The organism is Neisseria weixii (assembly GCF_042658245.1).
In the GTDB taxonomy this organism is placed as follows: Bacteria; Pseudomonadota; Gammaproteobacteria; order Burkholderiales; family Neisseriaceae; genus Neisseria; species Neisseria weixii.
Genome location: NZ_JBHSPY010000007.1, coordinates 52,295 through 73,935, shown reverse-complemented (window position 1 = coordinate 73,935; position 21,641 = coordinate 52,295). Strand labels below are relative to the sequence as shown.

The following is a 21,641-nucleotide window of genomic DNA, read 5'->3' as shown; positions in this document are numbered from 1 at the left end:
AATGTTTCAGACGGCCTTTGTGTTTATTTGGTATTGCTGCGGAAATGATAGGCGCTGATTTCAAAACCGTTTTTGAAATACAGGCGGTGTGCATTCATACGGTCTTGGCTGACATGCACATTCAGATGGATTTTGGCCGCACCGACTTCTCTGCCGATTCTGCGCACTTCATCCAACAGGCGTGAAGCGTAACCTTTGCGGCGGCTTTGCGGCATGGTCACGAGGTCGTCGATGTGGATATGGTGGCCGCTGGCGAGATTGTAAGTTTCGTGGAAACCGACCACGGCAACGGCATTGTGTTTACCTTCTTCAAAAATACCCAGCAAACGGTAACCGGCAGGGCGCTGCTGCTGGTTGATTTGCTCGACGAAGCGGTTGATGTCGGTCAGGCTGGAACGCAGCATGCTCAAGGCGGCAAAGGCGGTAGCCGTTTCTTCCGGCATGATTTCGCGCAATACGCTGGTTTCGGCGGCGGAAGCGGCAATATCTCGTTGGGATTCTGTGGCGTGTTTTTCTTCAATCGCTTGCGCCAGCATGACTTTTTCATCAGGTTTGTTGTTGGCCGCTTGCTCTTCCAGCAGCGCTTTACAGTCGATGACGCGCAAATCGTTGTCGGAGGCGAAATCCATCAGGAAGCGGAACATCGGTGGATTGATGGTTTCCAGTTCTTTATCCACCGCTACGCAGCGCACTTTATCCACCAAAATCGGGCGCACCCATTTCGAGTAAGACAAGCGGTTGTCTTTGTCGAACGAAGACAGGATACCGCATAAACGTTCCGACCAGTCGCTCGGGCGGAAAACGCGGCCGGAGCTGGTGGTGCCGTGAATGACAACTTCGTAAGGATTGCAAACTAACATGGTGTCTTCCTGAAAGATTTGTTCTTCTGAATTATAACTGACTAAGCAGCTTTTCTTCAAAACATTGCGGTAAAAAATTTTACAAAATCAACAAGATTCAGGCATGAAAAAGCAAATTTCAGACGGCCTTCAGTGGGGTGATAAATGGGGTTGAATGATTTTGTTGGTCTGGTTTTGATGTAATTTTTATGATTTTCTTTTGGTTTTTTATATATCTTTTTCAGATAATTTTTTTATTTCAAACAAAAACAATATGTTAAATTATTTATTGTGATTTTTTATCAAATTGTTTTGTAAAATTGCTAACAATCTATTGATTCTTGTTTCAAATAGGCGTAATGTTTGATTACGTTAAATTGTTGACAATATTGGGGGCGAGATGAAAAAAATTACGGCGATAATCAAACCCTTTAAATTGGACGATATGCGTGAAGCGCTCAGCAGCATTGATGTGCATGGCATGACGGTGAGTGAAGTAAAAGGCTTCGGTCGTCAAAAAGGGCATACGGAAGTGTATCGCGGAGCAGAATATGCGGTGGATTTCATGCCCAAGGTAAAAGTGGAAATTGTGGCGGAAGACGAACGGGTCGGCCAAATCGTCGACATGATTTTGGAAACGGCGCGCACGGGTAAAGTTGGCGACGGCAAGATTTTTGTCGAAGCGGTTGAGCAGGTAATCCGTATCCGCACCGGTGAAACCGGTAACGAGGCCGTCTGAAACCGCCAATATGGTTCAGACGGCATGCAGCAAATCATTGAGAAGAAGAAAAGGATAGAGAATATGAAAAAATCAGCATGGATTTCGGGCTTGTTACCGGCAGGCGTGATGGCGAACGATTTGGATTGGTGGCAACCTTTCAGCGTCATCGATTCGGGCGATACGGCTTGGGTGATGACGGCGGCGGCGTTGGTGCTGTTTATGACGCTGCCCGGTCTGGCTTTGTTTTACGGCGGCATGGTGCGTAAGAAAAACCTGCTTTCCACGATGATGCACAGTTTTTCCATCGCGGCTTTAATCAGTGTCTTGTGGGTTGTGGCCGGTTATTCGCTGGCGTTCATGCCGGGCAATGCTTTTATCGGCGGCTTCGACCGGTTGTTTCTCAACGGCATGAGCATGGACACGGCGAAAGAAATGGTGACTGTGTCGCCGAATGCGGGCTCGATTCCGGAAACGGTGTTTATGTTTTTCCAAATGACGTTTGCCATCATTTCCACTGCTATTATCACCGGTGCGTTTGCCGAGCGCATGAAATATTCGGCGATGATGCTGTTTTCCGGCATATGGTTTCTGCTGGTGTATGTGCCGACAGCGAATAGGGTTTGGGGCGGCGGCTTTATGAGCGAAGGCGGCGTGTTTGATTATGCGGGCGGCACAGTGTGCACATCAATGCCGGTGTGGCCGGTTTGGTCGGAATTACCCCGGCAGCAGGCTTTGTGGCCACCGGTGGTGCGGTTATCATCGGCATTGTGACGGCAGTAGCGTGTTATCTGGCCGTGGCCGTGATTAAACGCAAACTGGATTATGACGATTCGCTTGATGCCTTCGGTATTCACGGTTTCGGCGGCATTGTCGGTGCGATCCTGACCGGTTTGGTGTTTGACAACCAAATCTTCGGCGGCGATGCGAGTATTGGTTCGCAAGTGTGGATTCAAACCAAAGATGCATTGACCACCATTGTTTATAGTGGTGTGATGAGCTGGGTGATTTTGAAAATTGTCGGCAAAATCTGCGGCGGCTTGCGTGTTGATCGGGACACCGAACGTGAAGGCTTGGATTTGACCATTCACGGTGAGCGTGTTGAATAATTGAGATCTCTTATATAGAAGGCCATCTGAAATTCAGACGGCCTTTTGTTTGATATAAATCATCCTGAGACCATTGCGAAATCCATCTTTGGCACATTGCTTCGTTATGCGCGGCTCGAAAGCTTGCCTGTCTTGACGATAGGTCTGCGCTTTCTGTGCTGCTATAACTTTGAACGGTACTCAAATCCGGGGGCAAAGGCCTCGTACTCCGATGTTATTGAGCAGGTTTCTGTTCACGGCACGCATTGACCGCGGCTTGGGTGCGCGCTTCAATATTCGGCAACGGCGTGCCGATGGACGCATTTTTCATTTCTTCGCGCGTAATCGAATCGGCCAGCTTCAGGCTGGCGCATTCGCACAAGGCTTTGATTTCGGCCGTGTCGCCGCCCGCGCTGTCTAAACAAGATTGCTTGCTGCTTTCGATGAAACCTTCTCGAAAGCCGGTGTAAAATTCTTCATTGTCGGTGTAAGACTTGGCCGTTTCTTGCGAGCAGGCGGTGAGTGTCAGAGCAAGTGCCAAAGGCAGCAAACGGGGCAGCATGGTTTTTCCTTGGTGAAACTAAAAACCGATTATAGAAGAAAACCGTTGATTTTTGCCAAGGAAATGTTTCAGACGGCCTGCTTGACTTAAATCAGACTGCCTGAAAAACAGCTTAAAAAACAGTGGTGAATCTGTGCAGCAGGCCGGCGATATGCGATAATAAGGCCGTCTGAACCATCCGAATGTAACGGCGCATCATGACCCCCCGGCCTTCAGTTGACCGCTTTGCGACTGCTGCTTGTGCGGCGGCCTGATTGTTTCCATTTTCCCGCACGGCGGGTTTTTTTATGGACATTTCAGGCTGCGCATCACCGTGTGCCGCGCCATCTTGACATTGGAAAAAGGAAATCCCATGCCCAATCCCCTTTATCGTCAAAACGTCATTTCCATCGCCGATTTGACCACGCCGCAGCTGGAATTGCTGCTCAACACCGCATTGAAACTCAAAGCCGGGCCACGCAGCGATTTGCTGGAGGGAAAATTAATCGGTTCGTGTTTCTTCGAGCCGTCCACCCGTACGCGCTTATCGTTTGAAACTGCCGTGCAGCGTTTGGGCGGCAAAGTCATCGGTTTTGCCGACGGCGCCAATACCAGCGCGAAAAAAGGCGAAACGCTGGCGGACACGGCGCGCATTATTTCCAATTACACCGATGCGATTATCCAGCGCCATCCCAAAGACGGCGCCGCACGCGTGTTGGCCGAGTTTTCCGCCGTGCCGGTGATTAATGCGGGTGACGGTACCAACCAACACCCGAGCCAAACCTTACTTGATTTGGTGACAATTTTTGAAACGCAAGGCCGTCTGAACGGGTTGAAAGTGGCCATGTGCGGCGATTTGAAATACGGACGCACCGTGCATTCCCTGTGCCAAGCCTTGAAGCGTTGGGGCTGTGAGTTTGCCTTTGTGTCGCCGCCGAGCTTGGCCATGCCGGAATACATTACCGAAGAATTGGACGAAGCCGGCTGTACCCATCAGATTTTTGCCACGTTGGAAGAGGCGGCCGAATGGGCGGATATTCTCTACATGACCCGTGTACAGCGCGAGCGCTTTGACGAGCAGGAATTTGCCAAAATCCAAGGTAAATTCAATTTGGATGCCTCGATGCTGGCCAACGCCAAACCCAATTTGCGCGTGCTGCATCCCTTGCCGCGTGTTGATGAAATCCATCCGAATGTCGATGCCACGCCGCATGCCTATTATTTTGAACAGGCCACCAACGGCGTGTATGCACGCATGGCGATTTTGTCGCTGGTATTGAACGAAGAAGTGTAAGGAGCGCGAAATGGAAAAGAAACAATACAGCGTCGAAGCGATTCAAAACGGCACGGTTATCGACCACATTCCCGCCGGCAAAGGCTTGGCGATTTTGCGCCAGTTTAAATTGCTGCATTACGGCAGCGCGGTCACCGTGGGCTTCAATCTGCCGAGTAAAACACAGGGCAGTAAAGACATCATCAAAATCACCGGCGTGTGGCTGGACGACACCGCCGCCAACCGCTTGGCTTTGTTTGCGCCCGAAGCGGTGGTGAATGTGATTGAAGATTTTAAGGTGGTATCAAAACGCCACTTGACCATGCCGTCTGAAATCAGCGAAGTGTTCCGCTGCCCGAACACCAATTGCGCCAGCCACGGCGAGCCGGTAAAAAGCCGTTTCTATGTGCGCACCAAAAACGCGCAAACCCGCTTGAAATGTCATTATTGCGAAAAAACCTTCTCGCGCGAATCGGTGGCCGAAGCCTAAGACAAGCGGCTTTCAGCCATACTCGGCAATTATTCTAAAAAAATGACCGCATGGCATAAATGCTTAAATCATAAACAGATAGTCTGTTAGAATAAAGGCCGTCTGAAACATCGTATGACTGTTCAGACGGCCTTTTAACCACACACGGGAAAACCATGAATTCATCTTTTCAACGCCGTTTTGCGCCGATTTTATATGTCTTGATTTTCTTCGCCGGATTTTTTACCGCCTGCTTGTGGTTCAACCCGCAAGATTATTTGGCCAATCTGCCGCTGACCTTAATCGCCATTGCCGCAGTAGCCTTCATTTGGCTGATTTACGCCGTGGTTTCCGTGCGTGCCGGCCAGAGGCGTGAAATGCTGTACCGTGAAAGCCTGATTCAGAAAGAAAGTGTGCATCCTGTGCTGCATGCCGCGGTTCACCGCGTGGAAGACCGGCCGGAAATGCTGGTGTTGGCGGTGCGCAATTACGGCAAAGGCATGGCGGAAAATGTCAAAGTGCGTGTGGAAGCCATGCCCGACCAGCCGTGCAGCCAAGCCGTTACCCAAGCAATGGTACAGCTTCCGGCGGTAGCGGAAGGCATTGACCGCTTGGCATCGGGTGAAACCTACGGCGGCATTTTTGCCGACAGCCGCATGTTGGTCACGGATTTGCCCAACCAAGAATTCAGCGGCGTGGTGCGCGTGACGGTGACTTGCGAAAACACTTTCGGCGATGCCTGCTCTTCTGAAACCGTGTTGGACTTAAGCCTGCTCAACGGCGGCATCACGGAGGACAAACCGCGCAAAAAATTATTGTATTGATTTAACCGATTACACAGCCAAGTTAACAAAGAAATCATTTAAGCTTGCGGCTGGGTAACAAGTTTGTTTTCAGACGGCCTGATTCCTGCAAAGGTTTCAGGCCGTCTGAACCATTTTTAGGAGAGTCGAATGTTAAGTCTGACGACGATTATCATCGCGGTGGCAGTGACCGCGGTGCTGTTGGTGATTACGTTGGTCGCCCCCAATCCGATTACCGGCATTATGGCACTGGTGTTCGGCGCGCTGATTTATGTTGTGCTGTGGCCGAAATACGAAGGCGGCCGGCAAGCGCAAGCGCAAGGCGTGGAAGTTCAGGCGGCGGTGCAGGAAGTACGGCATTGGAACAGCGGTATGCGCAACAGTCAGGGCGATAAATATGAAATTATTGCGCTGGCACCGAATCCGTACAACGGCAAAATGCATCAATTTGTCAGCCCGCCGATGACCACCGACCCCGAACCTTATCTGCAAGATACCGTCACGGTGAAAGTCGATTGGTCGAACCCGAAAGCGTATATTATGGATTTGTCGTTTTTACCGTTTAAGGTGCATTAAGGTACCATATAACCCAAGGCCGTCTGAAACATTTTTCAGACGGCCTTGGGTTATTTGAACATCACGGTTTATTTGATGTTGGTATGGATATTGTATTGATTGTGTTCGGTGGCGTGCGAATCTTGCGGTTCGTTGCGAACATGAGGTTTATCATCGGCCATGTTGTCGAGATCGCGTCCCGGATTGGAAACCGTATCGCCGATATTGATATTGGTCAGGCTTTCCAAAATGATGGCGGAGGACAAGTTTTGGCTGGTGCGGTATACCATCGCCAAGCCGACTTCTTCGGCGGGGATGGATACATATTTCACCACGCTCTTACGGCCTTTTTGGTTGCTTTCCAAATCCACTTTGGTCTGGCGGCTGCGCTTGTACAGGCTGACCACAGTACCCTTGTCGATGCCGTCGGCTTCGCCTTTGTTGACGGTGACGGTTTGGAACTGGCCGGCTTCGCTCACGCCTTCAAAGATAGACACGACTTTACCGTCAATCGGCTGCTCGGGTGCGTGCGGCATCATTTGGAAGCTGTCGGTCTCGCCATTGAGTTTCAGCAGGAAATCGCCTTTGCGGATTTCTGAAATGGCCTCTTCAACCACCATCGGCTGGGCGGTTTGGGTAGGGATTTTAATCAGCGGATGATTGCGGGTGTAATATTCGCCTTCTTTCAGATAAAACGAGTCTTCATCGGGAGCGACATCCAGTGCGCTGTTGGTGTAAGGCAGGGTGCTGACGATGCCGCTGAAAACCACTTCCTGGCCCAAGAATTTTTTCGTCACAGGGTCGGTAATGTCTTTGCGGGCGCGGTAAACCAAATAACGGCCGGGTTCGGTAATGCCGTAAGCGTAAACGCGGTTGCCCTTGGTATAAAGCAGGCGGCTGTCAGGGCCTTCAATCAATCTCGGTGCATCTTGGGTCTGCAATTGGTCAATCACTTGCGGATGCTTCATAAACAAACGGTAGAAATTGACATTCACGGTCGGAATGCCGTAGCCGGACGTTTCGCGGATGCGCGGGCTGAGTTTGATGGTCGGAATGCCGTCCGAACCCATGCTCGAACCTTCAAAGCCCAAGCGCGGCTGGCCGTTGACGTAGCGCAATACCAACACCTGACCGGGATAAATCAGATGCGGATTGCGGATTTCGCTGCGGTTGGCGCCCCACAGGCGGTTCCATTGCCACGGGCTGTAGAGATATTTGCCTGAAATGCCCCACAAAGTGTCGCCCGGTTTCACCACGTAGCGTTGCGGCGCGTTCGGGCGGACTTTTAATGTTGCTGCATGAACTTGGGCAGAAATTGCCACACCTGCCATACAAAGCAGGGCTATAATACGTTTTTGCATAACCGTTCCCCTTGAAAATAATGCGGTTTGTCATCAATTTAGCTGAATCAAGAACGCGTCAATCGTGGCGTGAAAAATAACAATGGGCGCGACGCAGGTGGCTGTGTTAGAATTTGCCTATTGATATTTATTCAGCGATAAACCGAGTCAAAATTCATAAGACGCTATTTTATCATTGAATGTTACCGTCATTCTAGAAATAATGGCATTGCCCCGATAAAGCGTATCAAAGTACATACACAAATTTACTGTTTCCGATTGAGAAGATAAAAAAATGGCATTGTTAAACATCCTCCAATATCCAGACGAACGCCTGCACACGGTCGCCCAGCCGGTAGCCGAAATTGATGAGCGCATCCAAATTTTAGTGAAAGACATGTTTGAAACCATGTATGAATCGCGCGGCATCGGCTTGGCCGCGACCCAAGTTGACGTGCACGAGCGCGTGGTGGTGATAGACTTGACCGAAGACAAAAGCGAACCGCGCGTGTTCATCAATCCCGTCATCATTGAAAAAGAAGGCAAAACCACTTACGAAGAAGGCTGCCTGTCGGTGCCCGGCATTTATGACACTGTGACCCGCGCCGAACGTGTCAAAGTGGAAGCGTTGGACGAAAAAGGCGAAAAATTCACCCTTGAAGCCGATGGCCTGCTGGCAATTTGTATCCAGCACGAACTTGACCACCTGATGGGTAAAGTGTTTGTCGAACATTTGTCGCAGCTGAAGCAAAACCGCATTAAAACCAAGCTGAAAAAACGCCAAAAACACAACCTGTAATCAGGATTCAATCTCAACATGCCGTCTGAAAACATTTCTCGTTTTCAGACGGCATGCTTTATTTGGCTGCTATAATATGTGTCAAATTATCAGATTAAGCCTGTATCAGAAAATTCATCGCAGCCTATTTTCCTCGCCTGCCGGCGGGAGAGGGCTTGTTATGCAAACAGCCCTTTTATGCAACACCGTTTCCCACCCAAAGGCCGCCTGAAACCATTGGAGAAAGACAACTATGAACGTGATTTTTGCCGGTACGCCCGATTTTGCCGCCGCCGCACTCAAAGCCATTGCCGCCGCCGGTTTCGACATTCCACTGGTGTTGACCCAGCCCGACCGCCCCAAAGGCCGCGGCATGCAGCTGCAAGCATCGCCGGTGAAACAAGCCGCGCTGGAATTGGGTTTGCGTGTGGATCAGCCGGAAAAGCTGCGCAATAACGCCGATGCCTTGCAAATGCTCAAAGACGTGGCCGCCGATGTGATGGTGGTGGCTGCTTACGGCCTGATTCTGCCGCAAGACGTGCTCGATACGCCGCGCCACGGTTGTCTGAATATTCATGCCTCGCTGTTGCCGCGTTGGCGCGGTGCCGCCCCGATTCAGCGTGCCATTGAAGCCGGTGATGCCGAAACCGGCGTGTGCATCATGCAGATGGACATCGGCTTGGACACCGGCAATGTCGTCAGCGAACACCGCTACGCCATTGCCCCCGTCGATACCGCCAATGAAGTGCACGATGCGCTGATGGCGCTGGGGGCACAGGCGATTGTTGCCGATTTGCAACGCTTACAGGCAGAAGGCCGTCTGAACAGCACACCACAGCCTGAAGAGAGCGTGACCTACGCGCAAAAACTCACCAAAGAAGAAGCCAAAATCAACTGGCAGGAACCTGCCGATGTGGTTGCCCGCAAAATCCGCGCCTTTAACCCCGTGCCGGCCGCATGGGTAGAATGGGAGGGCAAACCGATGAAAATTTGGGCAGCCGAAACGGTGAATCAAAAAGGCAAAGCAGGCGAAGTGTTGGCCTGTCATTCAGACGGCCTGATTGTTGCCTGCGGCGAAAATGCATTGAAGATTACCGAGCTGCAACCCGCCGGCAGTAAGCGCATGAGCATTCAGGCTTTTGCCGCAGGGCGCACGATTGAAGCAGGTACGGTGTTGTGATGGATTTATTAAACAAATATTTACCTAAGAGAGAAGAAAGTGCAGCGATACTGGAATATGTGAGAAATTTCACGCCCATTATTTTGTTTTTTTCAGTTGCATTATTTACACTTTATCAAGCTGCTCAAAAAGATAACTGTTTGCTATGGTTTTGGGGTATTTGTAATCTTATTTTTTCAGTCTTCATTTTGTTTTTAAATGTCCGAAAATTCATTCAGCATGTACCTGAGGTTTATGCCAAGGTAATTGTATGTTTTACCTTGTTTACGTTGACTGCGGCAATTATTCAGGCATTTGGTGGTTTGTATCACTTTGTGTACGGTCAACAGCAATAGGATTAGTTGTTCTTTGATATAGATTTAGACAGAATTTTTTCATTAAGAGGCCGTCTGAAAAAGACGCCGGCCAGAGGAGGAAATCCCCATGCCTATCAACGGATTCAACCAGCCCATCGGTGAACCCTTGCCCGATTACACCGCCGGCAGTTATCCTGAAGTGACGCTGTTACCGGGAAAATTTTGCCGTTTGGAAAAGCTTTCTGCTGCCCGACACGGTGCGGATTTGTATGAAGTGTATGCGGCGGAACACAGCCCGATGAACAATTGGACGTATTTGCGGATTTTTCCGGTGGCCGATCATGCTGAGTTTGATGATTTGATGGCAGGTTATGAAGCTTCGGCCAATCCGTATTTTTCGCCATCATCGACACGGCAAGCAATCGGGCGGTGGGTTCGGTCAGTTTGATGCGCATTGATACGGCCAACCGAGTGATTGAAGTGGGTTGGGTGGTGTATTCCGACAAGACAAACTGAAGCGCACAAGGGTGGCGGCGGAGGCGCAGTATCTGTTGGCAAAATATGTATTAGACACACTGGGTTACCGCCGTTATGAATGGAAATGCGACTCTTTCAACGAGCCGTCGCGCAAGGCGGCTCTGCGTTTGGGTTTCCAATTTGAAGGCATTTTCCGCCAGGCGGCGGTGTATAAAGGCCGCAGCCGCGACACGGCATGGTTTTCGATAATCGACAGCGAATGGCCGCAAGTCAAAGCGCGCTTCGAGCGGTGGCTGGCGGATGATAACTTTGATGAAAACGGCAAGCAGCGACTGTCGCTGAGCGAAATTTAGGGTGTAGTCAGAATGCCTGTGAAGCGGGTTTTAACCAAAAATACCGCCGCAACGCCTTCTGGCTACACGCCTTAATCCGCATTGCCATAAAGAAAAGATAAAATTGTTTTCAGACGGCCTTTAAATCTGTCAGGCCGTCTGAAAAAGAAAAGCGGACAAAAATGAATCAGACAATGAAAGTTTGCCTATGAGCATGGCATTGGCACAAAAGCTGGCCGCCGACAGTATTGCGGCGGTGGCGCAGGGGCAGAACCTGCGAGACGTATTGGCGGCCATTCGTGTGGCCAACCCCGAATTGAGCGCACAAGAGGGCGGTGCGCTGCAAGACATTGCTTACGGTTGCCAGCGTTATCTGGGCAGTCTGAAATTTATGCTCGGCAAAATGCTGAATAAGCCGATTGACAATGTACAGCTCGAAAGTTTGTTGTTGGCAGCTTTGTACCAACTGCATTACACGCGCAATGCACCGCATGCGGTGGTGAATGAAGCGGTGGAGAGTATTGCCAAAATCGGCCGCGGCCAGTATCGCTCGTTTGCCAATGCGGTTTTGCGCCGTTTTCTGCGCGAACGCGACAAGCTGGCCGCAGCGTGCAAATACGACGACACGGCCAAACACAATCTGCCGCAGTGGTGGGTGGCGTATCTGCAAAACCATTATCCGAAATATTGGCACAATATCACCACGGCGCTGCAATCTCATCCGCCGATGACTTTACGCGTCAACCGCCGCCACGGCAATGCGGAAGATTATCTGCAAAAATTGGCGGCGCAAGGTATTGAAGCGAAGGCTTTGGGCGATTATGCAGTCACGTTGGCCGAAGCCGTGCCGGTAAGCCGTTTGCCCGGTTTTTCAGACGGCCTGGTGTCGGTGCAGGATTTCGGGGCGCAAAAGGCGGCTTATCTGTTGAACCCGAAAGACGGCGAACGGATTTTGGATGCGTGTGCCGCGCCGGGCGGGAAAACGGGGCATTTGCTGGAGTTGGCTGATTGTCATGTGACTGCTTTGGATATTGAGGAAACCCGTTTGGCGCGCGTGCAAAGCAATATCGGCCGTTTGGGCTTTCAGACGGCCACTTTGCATTGCGCCGATGCGCAGGATTTGGCTGCATGGTATGATGGCAAGCAATTTGACGCGGTGTTGGCCGATGTGCCGTGCACCGCTTCGGGTGTCGCACGCCGCAATCCCGATATTAAATGGCTGCGCCGCCCCAATGATGCGCTGAAAACCGCCCGCCAACAGGAAACCTTGTTGGACGCATTGTGGCAAACTTTGACAAAAAACGGCAGAATGCTGTTGGCGACGTGTTCGATTTTTATCGAGGAAAACGATCAGCAGCTGCAAAAATTCCTTAACCGCCATGCCGATGCCCGATTACTGGAATCGCATGTGCTTTTACCGAACAAACACCAAGATGGCTTTTATTACGCGCTTATTCAAAAGCAGTAAACTCATGCTGATGCCGATTCTGCTGGCTGCGTCGTTGCACGCGGCGGCAGAAGGCATCAGTGTGACCCGTGCCGAGGCCGGCTTGATGGATAACGGCCAATTGTCGGTCAGCAGCCGTTTCAAAACCGAATTGCCCGACCAGCTCAAACAGGCCTTGCAGCAGGGTGTACCGTTGAATTTTTCTTTGTCTTACCAATTGTCGGAGCCGACGATTGCGGCCTACCGTTTCCGCTTGGAACATCTTTTAAACGACGGCAATACGGTCAACTATAGATTAGCGTTCCATCCCTTGACCAACCGCTACCGTGTCACGGTAGGTACGTTTTCCACCGAATACGATACCTTGAATGCTGCCTTGCGTGCGGTTGGGGCGATTGCCAACTGGAAAGTGCTGAGTAAAGGCACATTGCGCGGCAGCGAGCCGAAAGACATTAAAGCGCAAATCCGTTTGCAATTGTCTACGTCCAAGCTGCCGAAGCCTTTCCAAATCAACGCCCTGACTTCCCGAAGCTGGAGCTTGGATTCGGGCTGGAAAAGCTTGTCGGTTATGCGGGAATAAATCATGCGCCGCTTTCTCTTAATCGCCGTTTTGCTGGCTGTGGCGCTGCTCTACGGTCTGACGGCTGCCACCGGCAGCAGCAGTCGGATTGCCGATTATTTCTGGTGGATTATCGTCTTGTGCGGGCTGCTGATGCTGGTGTTGGCTGCGGTGTTGGTACGCTATGTGCTGTTGCTCATGCGCGACAGTCAAAACGGCGTATTCGGTTCGCAAATCGCCCGGCGCCTGTCGGGTATGTTTACCTTGGTGGCAGTGTTGCCGAGCGTGTTTTTATTCGGCATTTCAGCCCAGTTTATTAGCGGCACAATTAATTCTTGGTTCGGCAACGATACCGAAGAAGCGCTCGAGCGCAGCTTGAATTTGAGTAAATCGGCTTTGGATTTGGCGGTAGACAATGCGGTCAGCAATGCCACACCGATTCAGATTGATTTAATCAGCGCATCGTCTTTAGACAATGATTTGGGCAACGCGCTGGCCGCTGCTTCGAATGCCAACGATTTTACCCAATTGGCTCTGTATAACCTGAGCCGGGACCGTTTTGAAAAAACAATTAATCCGAAAAACTTGAATCAGCCGAAAATCGATAAGGCCGGACAAGAGCAACTGCAGCAGGCAGGTTCGCTGCGCAGCTTAGAAAACATTGGCAATGTGTTGTATGCACAGGGTTGGTTATCGATTGGGAACCACAATAATCAGGAATATGCCTTTTTCTTCCGCCAGCCGATTCCGCAAAATGTGGCGCAGGATGCGACTCTGATTGAGTCAGCGCGCGCAAAATATGCCGAATTGAGCTATGCCAAGCAAGGTTTGCAAACCTTCTTTCTGGTGACTCTTTTGGTGGCGGCATTGTTGGCGATTTTCTTGGCTTTGGTGATGGCTTTGTATTTTGCCCGCCGTTTTGTCGAGCCGATTTTATCACTGGCTGAAGGGGCACGGGCAGTGGCACAGGGCGATTTCAGCCAGCAGCGTCCCGTATACCGCAATGATGAATTCGGCCGCTTGACCCACTTGTTCAACCACATGACCCAGCAGTTGGCGATTGCCAAAGATGTGGACGAACGCAGCCGCCAGCAGCAGGAGGCCGCCAGACATTATTTGGAATGCGTGCTGGAAAGCCTGACCACCGGCGTGATTACCTTGGATGCAGAAGGCCGTCTGAAAACATTTAACAAATCCGCCGAACACATTTTAAGCGTGTCGCTGGTGCCGCTGTGGGGCAGTAATTGGCACGATTGGCGCGGGCAGTCACCGCAGCAGTCGTTGCTGGCCGATGTGTTTGCCGCGATTGAAGCCACTGCCGACATGAATAAGCCGGTGCAGGTGGAATATGCCGCCCCGGACGATGTGCGTATTTTGATCGGTAAAGCCACGCTTTTGCCCGAAGACAACGACAGCGGTTTGGTGATGGTGATTGACGATGTGACCTTGCTTATGCGCGCGCAAAAAGAAGCGGCATGGGGTGAAGTGGCTAAGCGGTTGGCACACGAAATCCGCAACCCGCTGACGCCGATTCAGTTGTCTGCCGAAAGATTGGCATGGAAATTGCATGATAAATTGGATGAGCAACACGCCCAGATTTTGAGCCGCTCAACCGATACCATCGTCAAGCAGGTGGCCGCGCTGAAAGAAATGGTGGAAGCCTTCCGCAATTACGCCCGCGCGCCGTCGTTGAGTTTGGAAAAACATGATTTGAATACTTTGGTGGAAGAAGTATTGGTGCTGTATGAAGGCAGCGCGTGTACATTTACTGCTAAATTCAGTAATATAGAGTTATTTATTCATGCAGATACCACCGCCATGCGGCAGGTATTGCACAATATATTTAAAAATGCGGCTGAAGCGGCAGAAAGTGACCTGAATCCACAGATAAACATCGAAACTGCGTTGAGTGACGATGGACAGGCCATTTTGACTGTTTGCAACAACGGTAAAAGCTTCAGCAAAGAAATGTTGCATAATGCCTTTGAGCCTTATGTGACCGACAAACCGACAGGTACAGGGCTGGGTCTGCCTGTGGTGAAGAAAATTATTGAAGAGCACGGCGGCCGTATCAGCTTGAGCAATCAGGCCGACGGCGGTGCATGTGTCAAAATAGCGTTACCCCAACTGGTAGAAACTTATGCGCAGCAGTGATATTTTAATTGTAGATGATGAGGTGGGTATCCGGGATTTATTGTCGGAAATCCTCCAAGACGAAGGTTATACCGTGACTTTGGCCGAAAATGCCGAAGAAGCACGCCAATTGCGCCACCAAACCCGTCCGGCCATGGTCTTGCTGGACATCTGGATGCCGGATTGCGACGGGATTACCTTGCTGAAAGAGTGGGCGAAAAACGGCCAGCTCAATATGCCGGTGGTGATGATGAGCGGTCATGCCAGCATTGACACGGCAGTCGAGGCCACCAAAATCGGCGCATTGGATTTCTTGGAAAAACCGATTGCCCTGCAAAAGCTGCTGTCTACCGTTGACCGTGCCCTGAAACACGGCGAAATGCAGGCAGCGGCCGGCTTGTCTTTAGACCGTCTGGGTAATAGTCCGGTGATTCAGGAATTGAATCAGAAATTGGAGGCTGCTTTCAAACAAAGCGGCCCGGTATTGTTGACCGGTGAGGCCGGTTCGCCGTTTGAATGGGTGGCGCGCTATTTCCATAAAAGCGGTACACCTTGGGTGGAACCGGGTAAAATCGAGCATATTGTCGATACGCCGCTTGAATTGCTTCAAAAGGCCGGCGGCGGCATTTTGTATGTCGGTGACATTGCGCAATACAGCAAAAATATTCAGAACGGCATCGTATTTTTATTGGGGAAGGCTGAGCGCTATAACGTGCGCATTATTGCCGCCAGCAGCCGTTCTGCGGAAGAATTGGCCGAATCGGCTACTTCAGACAATAAATTGCCGAGCTTGTTATCCAAAATTATTGTCGGTGTGCCGACTTTGCGCAGCCAGCCGGATGACATAGTGTTCTTGGTCAACCAAATTTTGATTGAATTGGCCGAAACGCAAAAAATTCCGCTGGCCAAATTCAGCAACGGTGCGTTGACTGTGTTGCGCCAATACGAATGGCCGGGTAACTTCGAGCAATTGCGCACCGTGGTGAAAAACTTGGCCTTAGAAGCCGATGGTGAAGAAGTGCAGGAGCCGGCAGCGGCGGCAGCTTTAGGGCAGCATGTGCCGTCTGCTTCATCGGAAATGGTTGGCGGCTTTAATTTCAATATGCCGCTGCGTGAGTTGCGCGAGGAATTGGAACGTCGCTATTTCGAATACCACATTGCGCAAGAAGGCCAAAATATGAGTCGTGTGGCGCAAAAAGTCGGCTTGGAGCGCACGCATTTATACCGAAAATTGAAGCAGCTCAGTATCAGCGTTTCCCGCCGCAATAGCGAGAAAAACGAAGACTGAATTACTTGATTCTTTAAAGGCCGTCTGAACGTGAAAAATATTTCAGACGGCCTTTCTCTGTTTTCATTCCGTTCAATGCCTGTATAATCATTGCTATTAAAAATATTACGTAAATTACTATTTGACGGTGTTCAATAGGGTATTGGGGCCGTCTGAAACAGGATACGGGCATGAACGACAACGAACGCTTTGCATGGCTACAACTTGCGCTGACGCCTTATATCGGTGCGGAAAGTTTTTTGATTTTGCTGCAACATTTCGGCAGCGCAGAAGCGGCATTGGCCGCACCTTCAGAAAATATTGCTAAGCTGGTGCGGCACAAACAAGCCGTGGCTGCGTGGCAAAATGAGGATAAGCGCGACCTCGCCAAGGCTGCAGCCGAAGCCGCGTTAAACTGGGCGCAGCAGGATGATTGCCGCTTACTGCTGTTGCAGGACGATGATTTCCCCGATATGCTGACCGAAGGCATCACGCCGCCGCCGTTATTATTTTTGCGTGGCAATACTGATTTGCTGCACAAGCCTTCCGCCGCGATTGTCGGCAGCCGTCATGCCACACCGCAGGCGATGCGTATTGCCCGTGATTTTGGTTTGGCGTTGAGTGAAAAAGGCATTCCGGTGGTTTCCGGTATGGCGGAGGGCATTGATACCGCTGCTCATCAAGGAGCGCTGCTTTCAGACGGGGGTACCATCGCCGTGTGGGGGACGGGTATAGACCGCATTTACCCGCCATCGAATAAACAGCTTGCGTATGAAATCGCCGAGCGTGGCTTGATTGTCAGCGAGTTTCCGCTGGATACTCGCCCGTATGCCGGTAATTTTCCACGACGCAACCGCCTGATTGCCGCGTTATCGCGTTTGACCTTGGTGGTGGAGGCAGCAGTTGAATCCGGTTCGCTGATTACTGCCAAGCTTGCCGCCGAGATTGGGCGCGAAGTCATGGCAGTGCCCGGTTCGATTGATAATCCGCACAGCAAAGGCTGCCACAAACTGATTAAAGAAGGTGCCAAACTGGTGGAAAGTTTGGAAGATATTGTGCAAGAATGTCCGCAGCTATTGCAAAACACCCCATTACCATCATATTCTATATATAAGCATTCGCAAAACACACTTGCCGCCGAGCTGGAAGCCAAACACGAAACAAGCGCCAAACCGCTTGCGGAAAACAAAACCAGGCCGTCTGAAACGCAAAGGCCGTCTGAAATGCAAAACATGGCAGATGACACTCTGTTAAACGCCATGGGTTACGCTGCCATTCATCCCGATACCTTGGCCGAGCAGTTGAGTTGGCCTGCGGCTGATGTGTACGCCCAATTGCTGGAATACGAGTTGGACGGCGTGATTGCCCCGCTGACCGGCGGACGCTACCAACGGATTAAAACATAATATTTAAGGAATACGCATGGCCGAAGTCATTGCTTTTTTAATCGAACATTTTCAGGATTTTGATGCCTGTCCGCCACCGGAAGATCTGGGGCAGCTGCTCGAAGATGCTGGTTTTGACGCGATGGAAATCGGCAATACCCTGATGATGATGGAAGTGTTGCTCAACAGTTCCGAATTCGCCATCGAACCGACCGACGGCACGGCCTTGCGTGTGTACAGCGCGGAAGAAGCTGATGTGTTGCCGCAAAAAGTGATGGGTTTGCTGCACTATTTGATTACCGAGCGTGCGATTACTTATGAGCAGCGTGAAATCGTGGTGCATGCCCTTATGCATATTCCGGCGGACGAAATTACCGTCGATATTGCCAAAGTGCTGACGCTGCTGGTGTTGTGGGCGCACAAGAGCGAATTGCCGGTGCTGATCGGTGATGATTTGATGGCAGCTTTAAACGGCAACGCTGTGATGCATTAATTTTTTTTCAGACGGCCTTGATGAAATCAAAGGCCGTCTGAAATTTACAATAACAAAAGAGAGTAACGATGGCTAAAAACCTTGTAATCGTCGAATCTCCGTCTAAGGCCAAAACCTTAAAAAAATATTTGGGCGGGGATTATGAAATTTTGGCTTCATACGGCCATGTGCGCGACCTCGTGCCTAAAAACGGCGCGGTTGATCCGGAAAACGACTTCGCCATGAAATACCAAGTGGTTTCGCGCAATGCCAAGCACGTTGATGCCATTGTGGCCGAAGCCAAAGAAGCCGAAAACATCTATCTGGCAACTGACCCGGATAGGGAAGGCGAAGCGATTTCGTGGCACTTGCAGGAAATCCTCAAATCCAAACGCGGCTTGAAAAACATCAAACCGCAGCGTGTGGTGTTTCACGAAATCACCAAAAACGCCGTGCTCGATGCCATTGCCCATCCGCGTGAATTGGAAATCAACTTGGTCGATGCCCAACAAGCGCGTCGTGCCTTGGATTATTTGGTCGGTTTCAATTTGTCGCCGCTGTTGTGGAAAAAAATCCGCCGCGGTTTAAGTGCCGGCCGCGTGCAAAGCCCTGCCTTGCGCCTGATTTGCGAGCGCGAAAACGAAATCCGCGCATTTGAAGCGCAGGAATATTGGACCGTTCATCTCGACAGCCACAAAGGCCGTAGCAAATTCACCGCCAAATTGGCACAATACAACGGCGAAAAACTCGACCAATTTGCACTGCCGAATGAAGCCGCGCAAGCCGATGTATTAAACGAGCTTACCGGCAAAGAAGCCGTGGTCAGCGGCGTGGAAAAGAAAAAACGCAGCCGCAATCCGGCCGCTCCGTTTACCACGTCCACCATGCAGCAAGATGCCGTGCGCAAACTCGGCATGACCACCGACCGCACCATGCGCACTGCCCAGCAGCTTTACGAAGGTATTGATGTCGGCCAAGGCGCGATTGGTCTGATTACCTATATGCGTACCGACAGCCTGAATTTGGCCGATGAAGCTGTGGTCGAAATCCGCCACTATATCGAAAACAAAATCGGCAAAGAATATTTGCCGCCGTCCGCCAAACAATATAAAACCAAATCGAAAAACGCCCAAGAAGCGCACGAAGCGATTCGCCCGACTTCTGTGTACCGCACACCCGAAAGCGTGAAACCGTTTCTGACGGCCGATCAATTCAAGCTTTACCAAATGATTTGGCAGCGTACCGTTGCCTGTCAGATGTCGCCGGCCAAGTTTGACCAAACCACCGTCGACATCAGCGTCGGCAAAGGCGTATTCCGCGTGACCGGCCAAGTGCAGACCTTTGCCGGTTTCTTGAGTGTGTATGAAGAAAGCACCGACGACGAGAGCGAAGAAAACAAAAAGCTGCCGGAAATGGCCGAAGGCGACAAATTGCCGGTGGATAATCTCTACGGCGAACAGCATTTCACCACACCACCGCCCCGCTTTAACGAAGCAACTTTGGTCAAAGCCTTGGAAGAATTCGGTATTGGCCGCCCGTCGACCTATGCCAGTATTATTTCCACGCTGAAAGACCGCGAATACGTCACGTTGGAACAAAAACGCTTTATGCCGACCGACACCGGCGATATTGTCAATAAATTCCTGACCGAACATTTCGCCCAATATGTCGATTACCATTTTACCGCCAAGCTTGAAGACCAGCTTGACGAAATCGCCAACGGCAAACGCCGCTGGGTGCCGGTGATGGATTCATTTTGGAAGGGCTTTGGCAAGCAGGTTGAAGAAAAAGAAGGCATTGAGCGAGCTAAATTTACCACCGAAGAATTGGACGAAACCTGCCCGAAATGTGGTAACCATAAGCTGCAAATCAAATTCGGCCGCAATGGCCGCTTCGTTGCCTGCGCCGGTTACCCCGAATGCGGCTATACCCGCAATGTGAACGAAACCGCCGAAGAAGCCGTCGAACGTGCCGCTAAAGAAGCAGCAGAGCAAGCCGAACTTGAAGGTCGTGAATGCCCGAAATGTGGCGGCGGCTTGGTATATAAATACAGCCGCACCGGCAGCAAATTTATCGGTTGCGCCAACTATCCGAAGTGCAAACACATCGAGCCCTTAGAGAAACCGAAAGACACCGGCGTCGAATGTCCGCAATGCAAGAAAGGGTACTTGGTCGAGCGCAAATCGCGCTACGGCAAACTGTTTTACAGCTGCAGCACTTACCCTGACTGCAACTACGCCACTTGGAATCCGCCGGTAACCGAAACATGCCCGAAATGCCAATGGCCGGTCTTGACCATCAAAACCACCAAACGGTGGGGCGTGGAAAAAGCCTGCCCGCAAAAAGAATGCGGCTGGAAAGAACAAATCAAGCCACCGGTACCTAAAGGCGGCAAAGCCGAAGAAGAGTAGGTTCCTTTATTTAAATGAAAAGGCCGTCTGAAACAGCGTACTACAGTTTCAGACGGCCTTTTATCTGTTAGCTTGTTGTATAATAAGATTTACGGTTTAATCAGGCTGTTTGAAACGTTCAGACGGCCTCAATCTATGGTTTTTATGGCAAAGACAAAACACAATCAGAAGCACAGTAACCAAGTTCGTATTATCGGTGGGCAATACCGTGGCCGTAGGCTGACTTTTGCATCGGCAGAAGGTTTGCGCCCTACGCCCGATATGGTGCGTGAGAAGTTGTTTAATTGGCTGGGGCAGGATTTGACCGGCAAAACAGTATTGGATTTATTCAGTGGTAGTGGTGCATTGGGTTTGGAAGCTGCTTCACGCCATGCCAAGCGGGTGGTAATGGTGGATAATCAGCGCCAGACACTGCAATCCTTGCAACAAAATGCGCGTGAATTGGGCTTGGCACAAGTGGAAACCGTTTTTTCAGACGGCCTCAGTTTTCTGAAAAATCAAACCGAGCAATTTGATGTGGTGTTTCTCGATCCGCCGTTTGCGTGGCGGCAATGGGATGATTTGTTCGCTTTGCTGCAAAACCGTTTAACAAGTGATGCGATGGTTTATATTGAAGCGGGGGGCTTGCCGTTCAAACCGGAGTGGTTGGCAGAATATCGTGAAGGTAAATCTGGAATGAGCCGTTTTCAATTGCTGCATTATGTGCAAGTGCCTGAATAGTATAGGATTTGATAATCATTACCAAGGTGTAAACATTTTCTGCATATGCATTTTCCTGAGCAGTTTATGCTATAATCCGCGCCCATCGGTTTTGAAATTTAATAAAAAAGGAAACGAAAATGTCGCTCTTTATTACAGATGAGTGCATTAACTGTGACGTATGTGAGCCTGAATGCCCAAATGATGCCATTTCTCAAGGCGAGGAAATTTACGAAATTAACCCAAGTTTGTGTACGCAGTGTGTCGGTCACTATGGCGAGCCTCAATGTCAGCAAGTGTGTCCGGTAGACTGTATTTTGATTGATGAAGAACATCCGGAAACGCACGACGAACTGATGGCGAAATACGAAAAAATCATTCAGTTTAAGTAATTTTTTCATATAATCAGATTGTTGTAATATTTTTAGAAAAAATATAGAAAATATTGCTTGACTCGACTAAGAGAAATAAATAAACTAGCGTTCTCTTTTGGAGGGATTCCCGAGCGGTCAAAGGGGGCAGACTGTAAATCTGTTGCGTGAGCTTCGAAGGTTCGAATCCTTCTCCCTCCACCAAAAT

21 protein-coding genes, 1 tRNA gene and 3 pseudogenes are annotated in these 21,641 nt (G+C 50.4%); 22 read left to right on the top strand and 3 right to left on the bottom strand.

Annotated elements, in window-relative coordinates:
• Positions 1–23: 23 nt before the first annotated feature.
• Entirely contained in the window at positions 24–860 is an 837-nt protein-coding gene (locus ACFPVS_RS05690) for a GNAT family N-acetyltransferase (protein ID WP_096294469.1), read from the bottom strand.
• Positions 861–1,239: 379 nt separating this feature from the next.
• Here ACFPVS_RS05690 and ACFPVS_RS05685 point away from each other — a divergent pair, with 379 nt between their 5' ends.
• Positions 1,240–1,578 (top strand): P-II family nitrogen regulator, encoded by a 339-nt coding sequence (locus tag ACFPVS_RS05685; protein WP_096294470.1) that lies wholly within the window; start codon positions 1,240–1,242, stop codon positions 1,576–1,578.
• Between the two features lie 63 nt (positions 1,579–1,641).
• Positions 1,642–2,666: pseudogene (locus ACFPVS_RS05680) on the top strand (ammonium transporter).
• A 214-nt stretch (positions 2,667–2,880) separates the two neighbouring features.
• Here ACFPVS_RS05680 and ACFPVS_RS05675 read toward each other — a convergent pair.
• Complete coding sequence (locus tag ACFPVS_RS05675; protein ID WP_096294471.1) at positions 2,881–3,207, bottom strand: hypothetical protein; 327 nt, start codon at positions 3,205–3,207, stop codon at positions 2,881–2,883.
• 352 nt (positions 3,208–3,559) lie between these two features.
• On the opposite strand from ACFPVS_RS05675, the gene pyrB reads away from it, so the two are divergent.
• The 4 genes from pyrB (at position 3,560) to ACFPVS_RS05655 (ending at position 6,307) form a co-directional block, all read left to right on the top strand.
• Complete coding sequence (gene pyrB, locus ACFPVS_RS05670; protein WP_096296054.1) at positions 3,560–4,480, top strand: aspartate carbamoyltransferase; 921 nt, start codon at positions 3,560–3,562, stop codon at positions 4,478–4,480.
• Positions 4,481–4,490: 10 nt separating this feature from the next.
• Positions 4,491–4,949, top strand: coding sequence for an aspartate carbamoyltransferase regulatory subunit (gene pyrI / locus ACFPVS_RS05665; protein ID WP_096294472.1), 459 nt, complete (start codon positions 4,491–4,493; stop codon positions 4,947–4,949).
• A gap of 155 nt (positions 4,950–5,104) precedes the next feature.
• The gene (locus ACFPVS_RS05660; protein ID WP_096294473.1) at positions 5,105–5,752 is read left to right on the top strand and encodes a hypothetical protein; all 648 of its coding nucleotides are present in this window, start codon (positions 5,105–5,107) and stop codon (positions 5,750–5,752) included.
• Between the two features lie 129 nt (positions 5,753–5,881).
• Entirely contained in the window at positions 5,882–6,307 is a 426-nt protein-coding gene (locus ACFPVS_RS05655) for a hypothetical protein (protein ID WP_096294474.1), read from the top strand.
• Between the two features lie 68 nt (positions 6,308–6,375).
• On the opposite strand, the gene ACFPVS_RS05650 is transcribed toward ACFPVS_RS05655, so the two are convergent.
• Positions 6,376–7,647, bottom strand: a complete 1,272-nt coding sequence (locus ACFPVS_RS05650) for a LysM peptidoglycan-binding domain-containing protein (RefSeq protein WP_096294475.1) — start codon at positions 7,645–7,647, stop codon at positions 6,376–6,378.
• Positions 7,648–7,921: 274 nt separating this feature from the next.
• On the opposite strand from ACFPVS_RS05650, the gene def reads away from it, so the two are divergent.
• From def to ACFPVS_RS05570, 16 genes and pseudogenes are all read left to right on the top strand, one after another.
• Positions 7,922–8,425 carry a peptide deformylase gene (gene def / locus ACFPVS_RS05645; RefSeq protein ID WP_096294476.1) on the top strand — a complete coding sequence of 168 codons (504 nt, stop codon included), beginning with the start codon at positions 7,922–7,924 and terminating at the stop codon, positions 8,423–8,425.
• Between the two features lie 232 nt (positions 8,426–8,657).
• Positions 8,658–9,584 carry a methionyl-tRNA formyltransferase gene (gene fmt, locus ACFPVS_RS05640; protein WP_123804660.1) on the top strand — a complete coding sequence of 309 codons (927 nt, stop codon included), beginning with the start codon at positions 8,658–8,660 and terminating at the stop codon, positions 9,582–9,584.
• The gene (locus tag ACFPVS_RS05635) at positions 9,584–9,919 is read left to right on the top strand and encodes a hypothetical protein (RefSeq protein WP_378595480.1); all 336 of its coding nucleotides are present in this window, start codon (positions 9,584–9,586) and stop codon (positions 9,917–9,919) included. Before fmt ends, ACFPVS_RS05635 begins: the two co-directional genes overlap by 1 nt.
• Before the next feature lie 88 nt (positions 9,920–10,007).
• Complete coding sequence (locus ACFPVS_RS05630) at positions 10,008–10,328, top strand: hypothetical protein (protein WP_232507469.1); 321 nt, start codon at positions 10,008–10,010, stop codon at positions 10,326–10,328.
• A gap of 37 nt (positions 10,329–10,365) precedes the next feature.
• Positions 10,366–10,710: a GNAT family N-acetyltransferase gene (locus tag ACFPVS_RS05625; protein ID WP_232507470.1), complete on the top strand. Its 345-nt coding sequence runs from the start codon at positions 10,366–10,368 to the stop codon at positions 10,708–10,710.
• Positions 10,711–10,897: 187 nt separating this feature from the next.
• Positions 10,898–12,157 (top strand): 16S rRNA (cytosine(967)-C(5))-methyltransferase RsmB, encoded by a 1,260-nt coding sequence (gene rsmB / locus ACFPVS_RS05620; RefSeq protein ID WP_096294478.1) that lies wholly within the window; start codon positions 10,898–10,900, stop codon positions 12,155–12,157.
• The gene (locus ACFPVS_RS05615; RefSeq protein WP_096294479.1) at positions 12,123–12,716 is read left to right on the top strand and encodes a DUF4390 domain-containing protein; all 594 of its coding nucleotides are present in this window, start codon (positions 12,123–12,125) and stop codon (positions 12,714–12,716) included. Before rsmB ends, ACFPVS_RS05615 begins: the two co-directional genes overlap by 35 nt.
• A gap of 3 nt (positions 12,717–12,719) precedes the next feature.
• A complete protein-coding gene (locus tag ACFPVS_RS05610; protein WP_096294480.1) occupies positions 12,720–14,849 on the top strand; it encodes a sensor histidine kinase in 2,130 nt (709 codons plus the stop codon).
• Positions 14,836–16,116 (top strand): sigma-54-dependent transcriptional regulator, encoded by a 1,281-nt coding sequence (locus ACFPVS_RS05605; protein ID WP_096294481.1) that lies wholly within the window; start codon positions 14,836–14,838, stop codon positions 16,114–16,116. The genes ACFPVS_RS05610 and ACFPVS_RS05605 overlap by 14 nt, the downstream gene beginning before the upstream one ends.
• 170 nt (positions 16,117–16,286) lie before the next feature.
• Positions 16,287–17,210 (top strand): annotated as a pseudogene (dprA, locus tag ACFPVS_RS05600) (DNA-processing protein DprA); the annotation flags it as partial.
• Between the two features lie 126 nt (positions 17,211–17,336).
• A pseudogene (locus tag ACFPVS_RS05595) lies at positions 17,337–17,501 on the top strand (DprA-like winged helix domain-containing protein); the annotation flags it as partial.
• A 16-nt stretch (positions 17,502–17,517) separates the two neighbouring features.
• Complete coding sequence (locus tag ACFPVS_RS05590) at positions 17,518–17,973, top strand: DUF494 family protein (RefSeq protein WP_096294482.1); 456 nt, start codon at positions 17,518–17,520, stop codon at positions 17,971–17,973.
• Between the two features lie 68 nt (positions 17,974–18,041).
• Complete coding sequence (topA, locus tag ACFPVS_RS05585; RefSeq protein ID WP_378595479.1) at positions 18,042–20,363, top strand: type I DNA topoisomerase; 2,322 nt, start codon at positions 18,042–18,044, stop codon at positions 20,361–20,363.
• 144 nt (positions 20,364–20,507) lie between these two features.
• Complete coding sequence (gene rsmD / locus ACFPVS_RS05580) at positions 20,508–21,083, top strand: 16S rRNA (guanine(966)-N(2))-methyltransferase RsmD (protein ID WP_096296055.1); 576 nt, start codon at positions 20,508–20,510, stop codon at positions 21,081–21,083.
• 119 nt (positions 21,084–21,202) lie between these two features.
• Positions 21,203–21,454 (top strand): YfhL family 4Fe-4S dicluster ferredoxin, encoded by a 252-nt coding sequence (locus tag ACFPVS_RS05575; RefSeq protein WP_096294483.1) that lies wholly within the window; start codon positions 21,203–21,205, stop codon positions 21,452–21,454.
• Positions 21,455–21,553: 99 nt separating this feature from the next.
• Positions 21,554–21,637 (top strand) — tRNA-Tyr (locus tag ACFPVS_RS05570).
• The last annotated feature ends 4 nt before the right edge of the window (positions 21,638–21,641 follow it).

Coding starts and splice junctions, on each gene's coding strand:
- ACFPVS_RS05690 (WP_096294469.1), bottom strand. CDS start 860: ATGTTAGTTTGCAATCCTTACGAAGTTGTCATTCACGGCACCACCAGC.
- ACFPVS_RS05685 (WP_096294470.1), top strand. CDS start 1,240: ATGAAAAAAATTACGGCGATAATCAAACCCTTTAAATTGGACGATATG.
- ACFPVS_RS05675 (WP_096294471.1), bottom strand. CDS start 3,207: ATGCTGCCCCGTTTGCTGCCTTTGGCACTTGCTCTGACACTCACCGCC.
- pyrB (WP_096296054.1), top strand. CDS start 3,560: ATGCCCAATCCCCTTTATCGTCAAAACGTCATTTCCATCGCCGATTTG.
- pyrI (WP_096294472.1), top strand. CDS start 4,491: ATGGAAAAGAAACAATACAGCGTCGAAGCGATTCAAAACGGCACGGTT.
- ACFPVS_RS05660 (WP_096294473.1), top strand. CDS start 5,105: ATGAATTCATCTTTTCAACGCCGTTTTGCGCCGATTTTATATGTCTTG.
- ACFPVS_RS05655 (WP_096294474.1), top strand. CDS start 5,882: ATGTTAAGTCTGACGACGATTATCATCGCGGTGGCAGTGACCGCGGTG.
- ACFPVS_RS05650 (WP_096294475.1), bottom strand. CDS start 7,647: ATGCAAAAACGTATTATAGCCCTGCTTTGTATGGCAGGTGTGGCAATT.
- def (WP_096294476.1), top strand. CDS start 7,922: ATGGCATTGTTAAACATCCTCCAATATCCAGACGAACGCCTGCACACG.
- fmt (WP_123804660.1), top strand. CDS start 8,658: ATGAACGTGATTTTTGCCGGTACGCCCGATTTTGCCGCCGCCGCACTC.
- ACFPVS_RS05635 (WP_378595480.1), top strand. CDS start 9,584: ATGGATTTATTAAACAAATATTTACCTAAGAGAGAAGAAAGTGCAGCG.
- ACFPVS_RS05630 (WP_232507469.1), top strand. CDS start 10,008: ATGCCTATCAACGGATTCAACCAGCCCATCGGTGAACCCTTGCCCGAT.
- rsmB (WP_096294478.1), top strand. CDS start 10,898: ATGAGCATGGCATTGGCACAAAAGCTGGCCGCCGACAGTATTGCGGCG.
- ACFPVS_RS05615 (WP_096294479.1), top strand. CDS start 12,123: ATGGCTTTTATTACGCGCTTATTCAAAAGCAGTAAACTCATGCTGATG.
- ACFPVS_RS05610 (WP_096294480.1), top strand. CDS start 12,720: ATGCGCCGCTTTCTCTTAATCGCCGTTTTGCTGGCTGTGGCGCTGCTC.
- ACFPVS_RS05605 (WP_096294481.1), top strand. CDS start 14,836: ATGCGCAGCAGTGATATTTTAATTGTAGATGATGAGGTGGGTATCCGG.
- ACFPVS_RS05590 (WP_096294482.1), top strand. CDS start 17,518: ATGGCCGAAGTCATTGCTTTTTTAATCGAACATTTTCAGGATTTTGAT.
- topA (WP_378595479.1), top strand. CDS start 18,042: ATGGCTAAAAACCTTGTAATCGTCGAATCTCCGTCTAAGGCCAAAACC.
- rsmD (WP_096296055.1), top strand. CDS start 20,508: ATGGCAAAGACAAAACACAATCAGAAGCACAGTAACCAAGTTCGTATT.
- ACFPVS_RS05575 (WP_096294483.1), top strand. CDS start 21,203: ATGTCGCTCTTTATTACAGATGAGTGCATTAACTGTGACGTATGTGAG.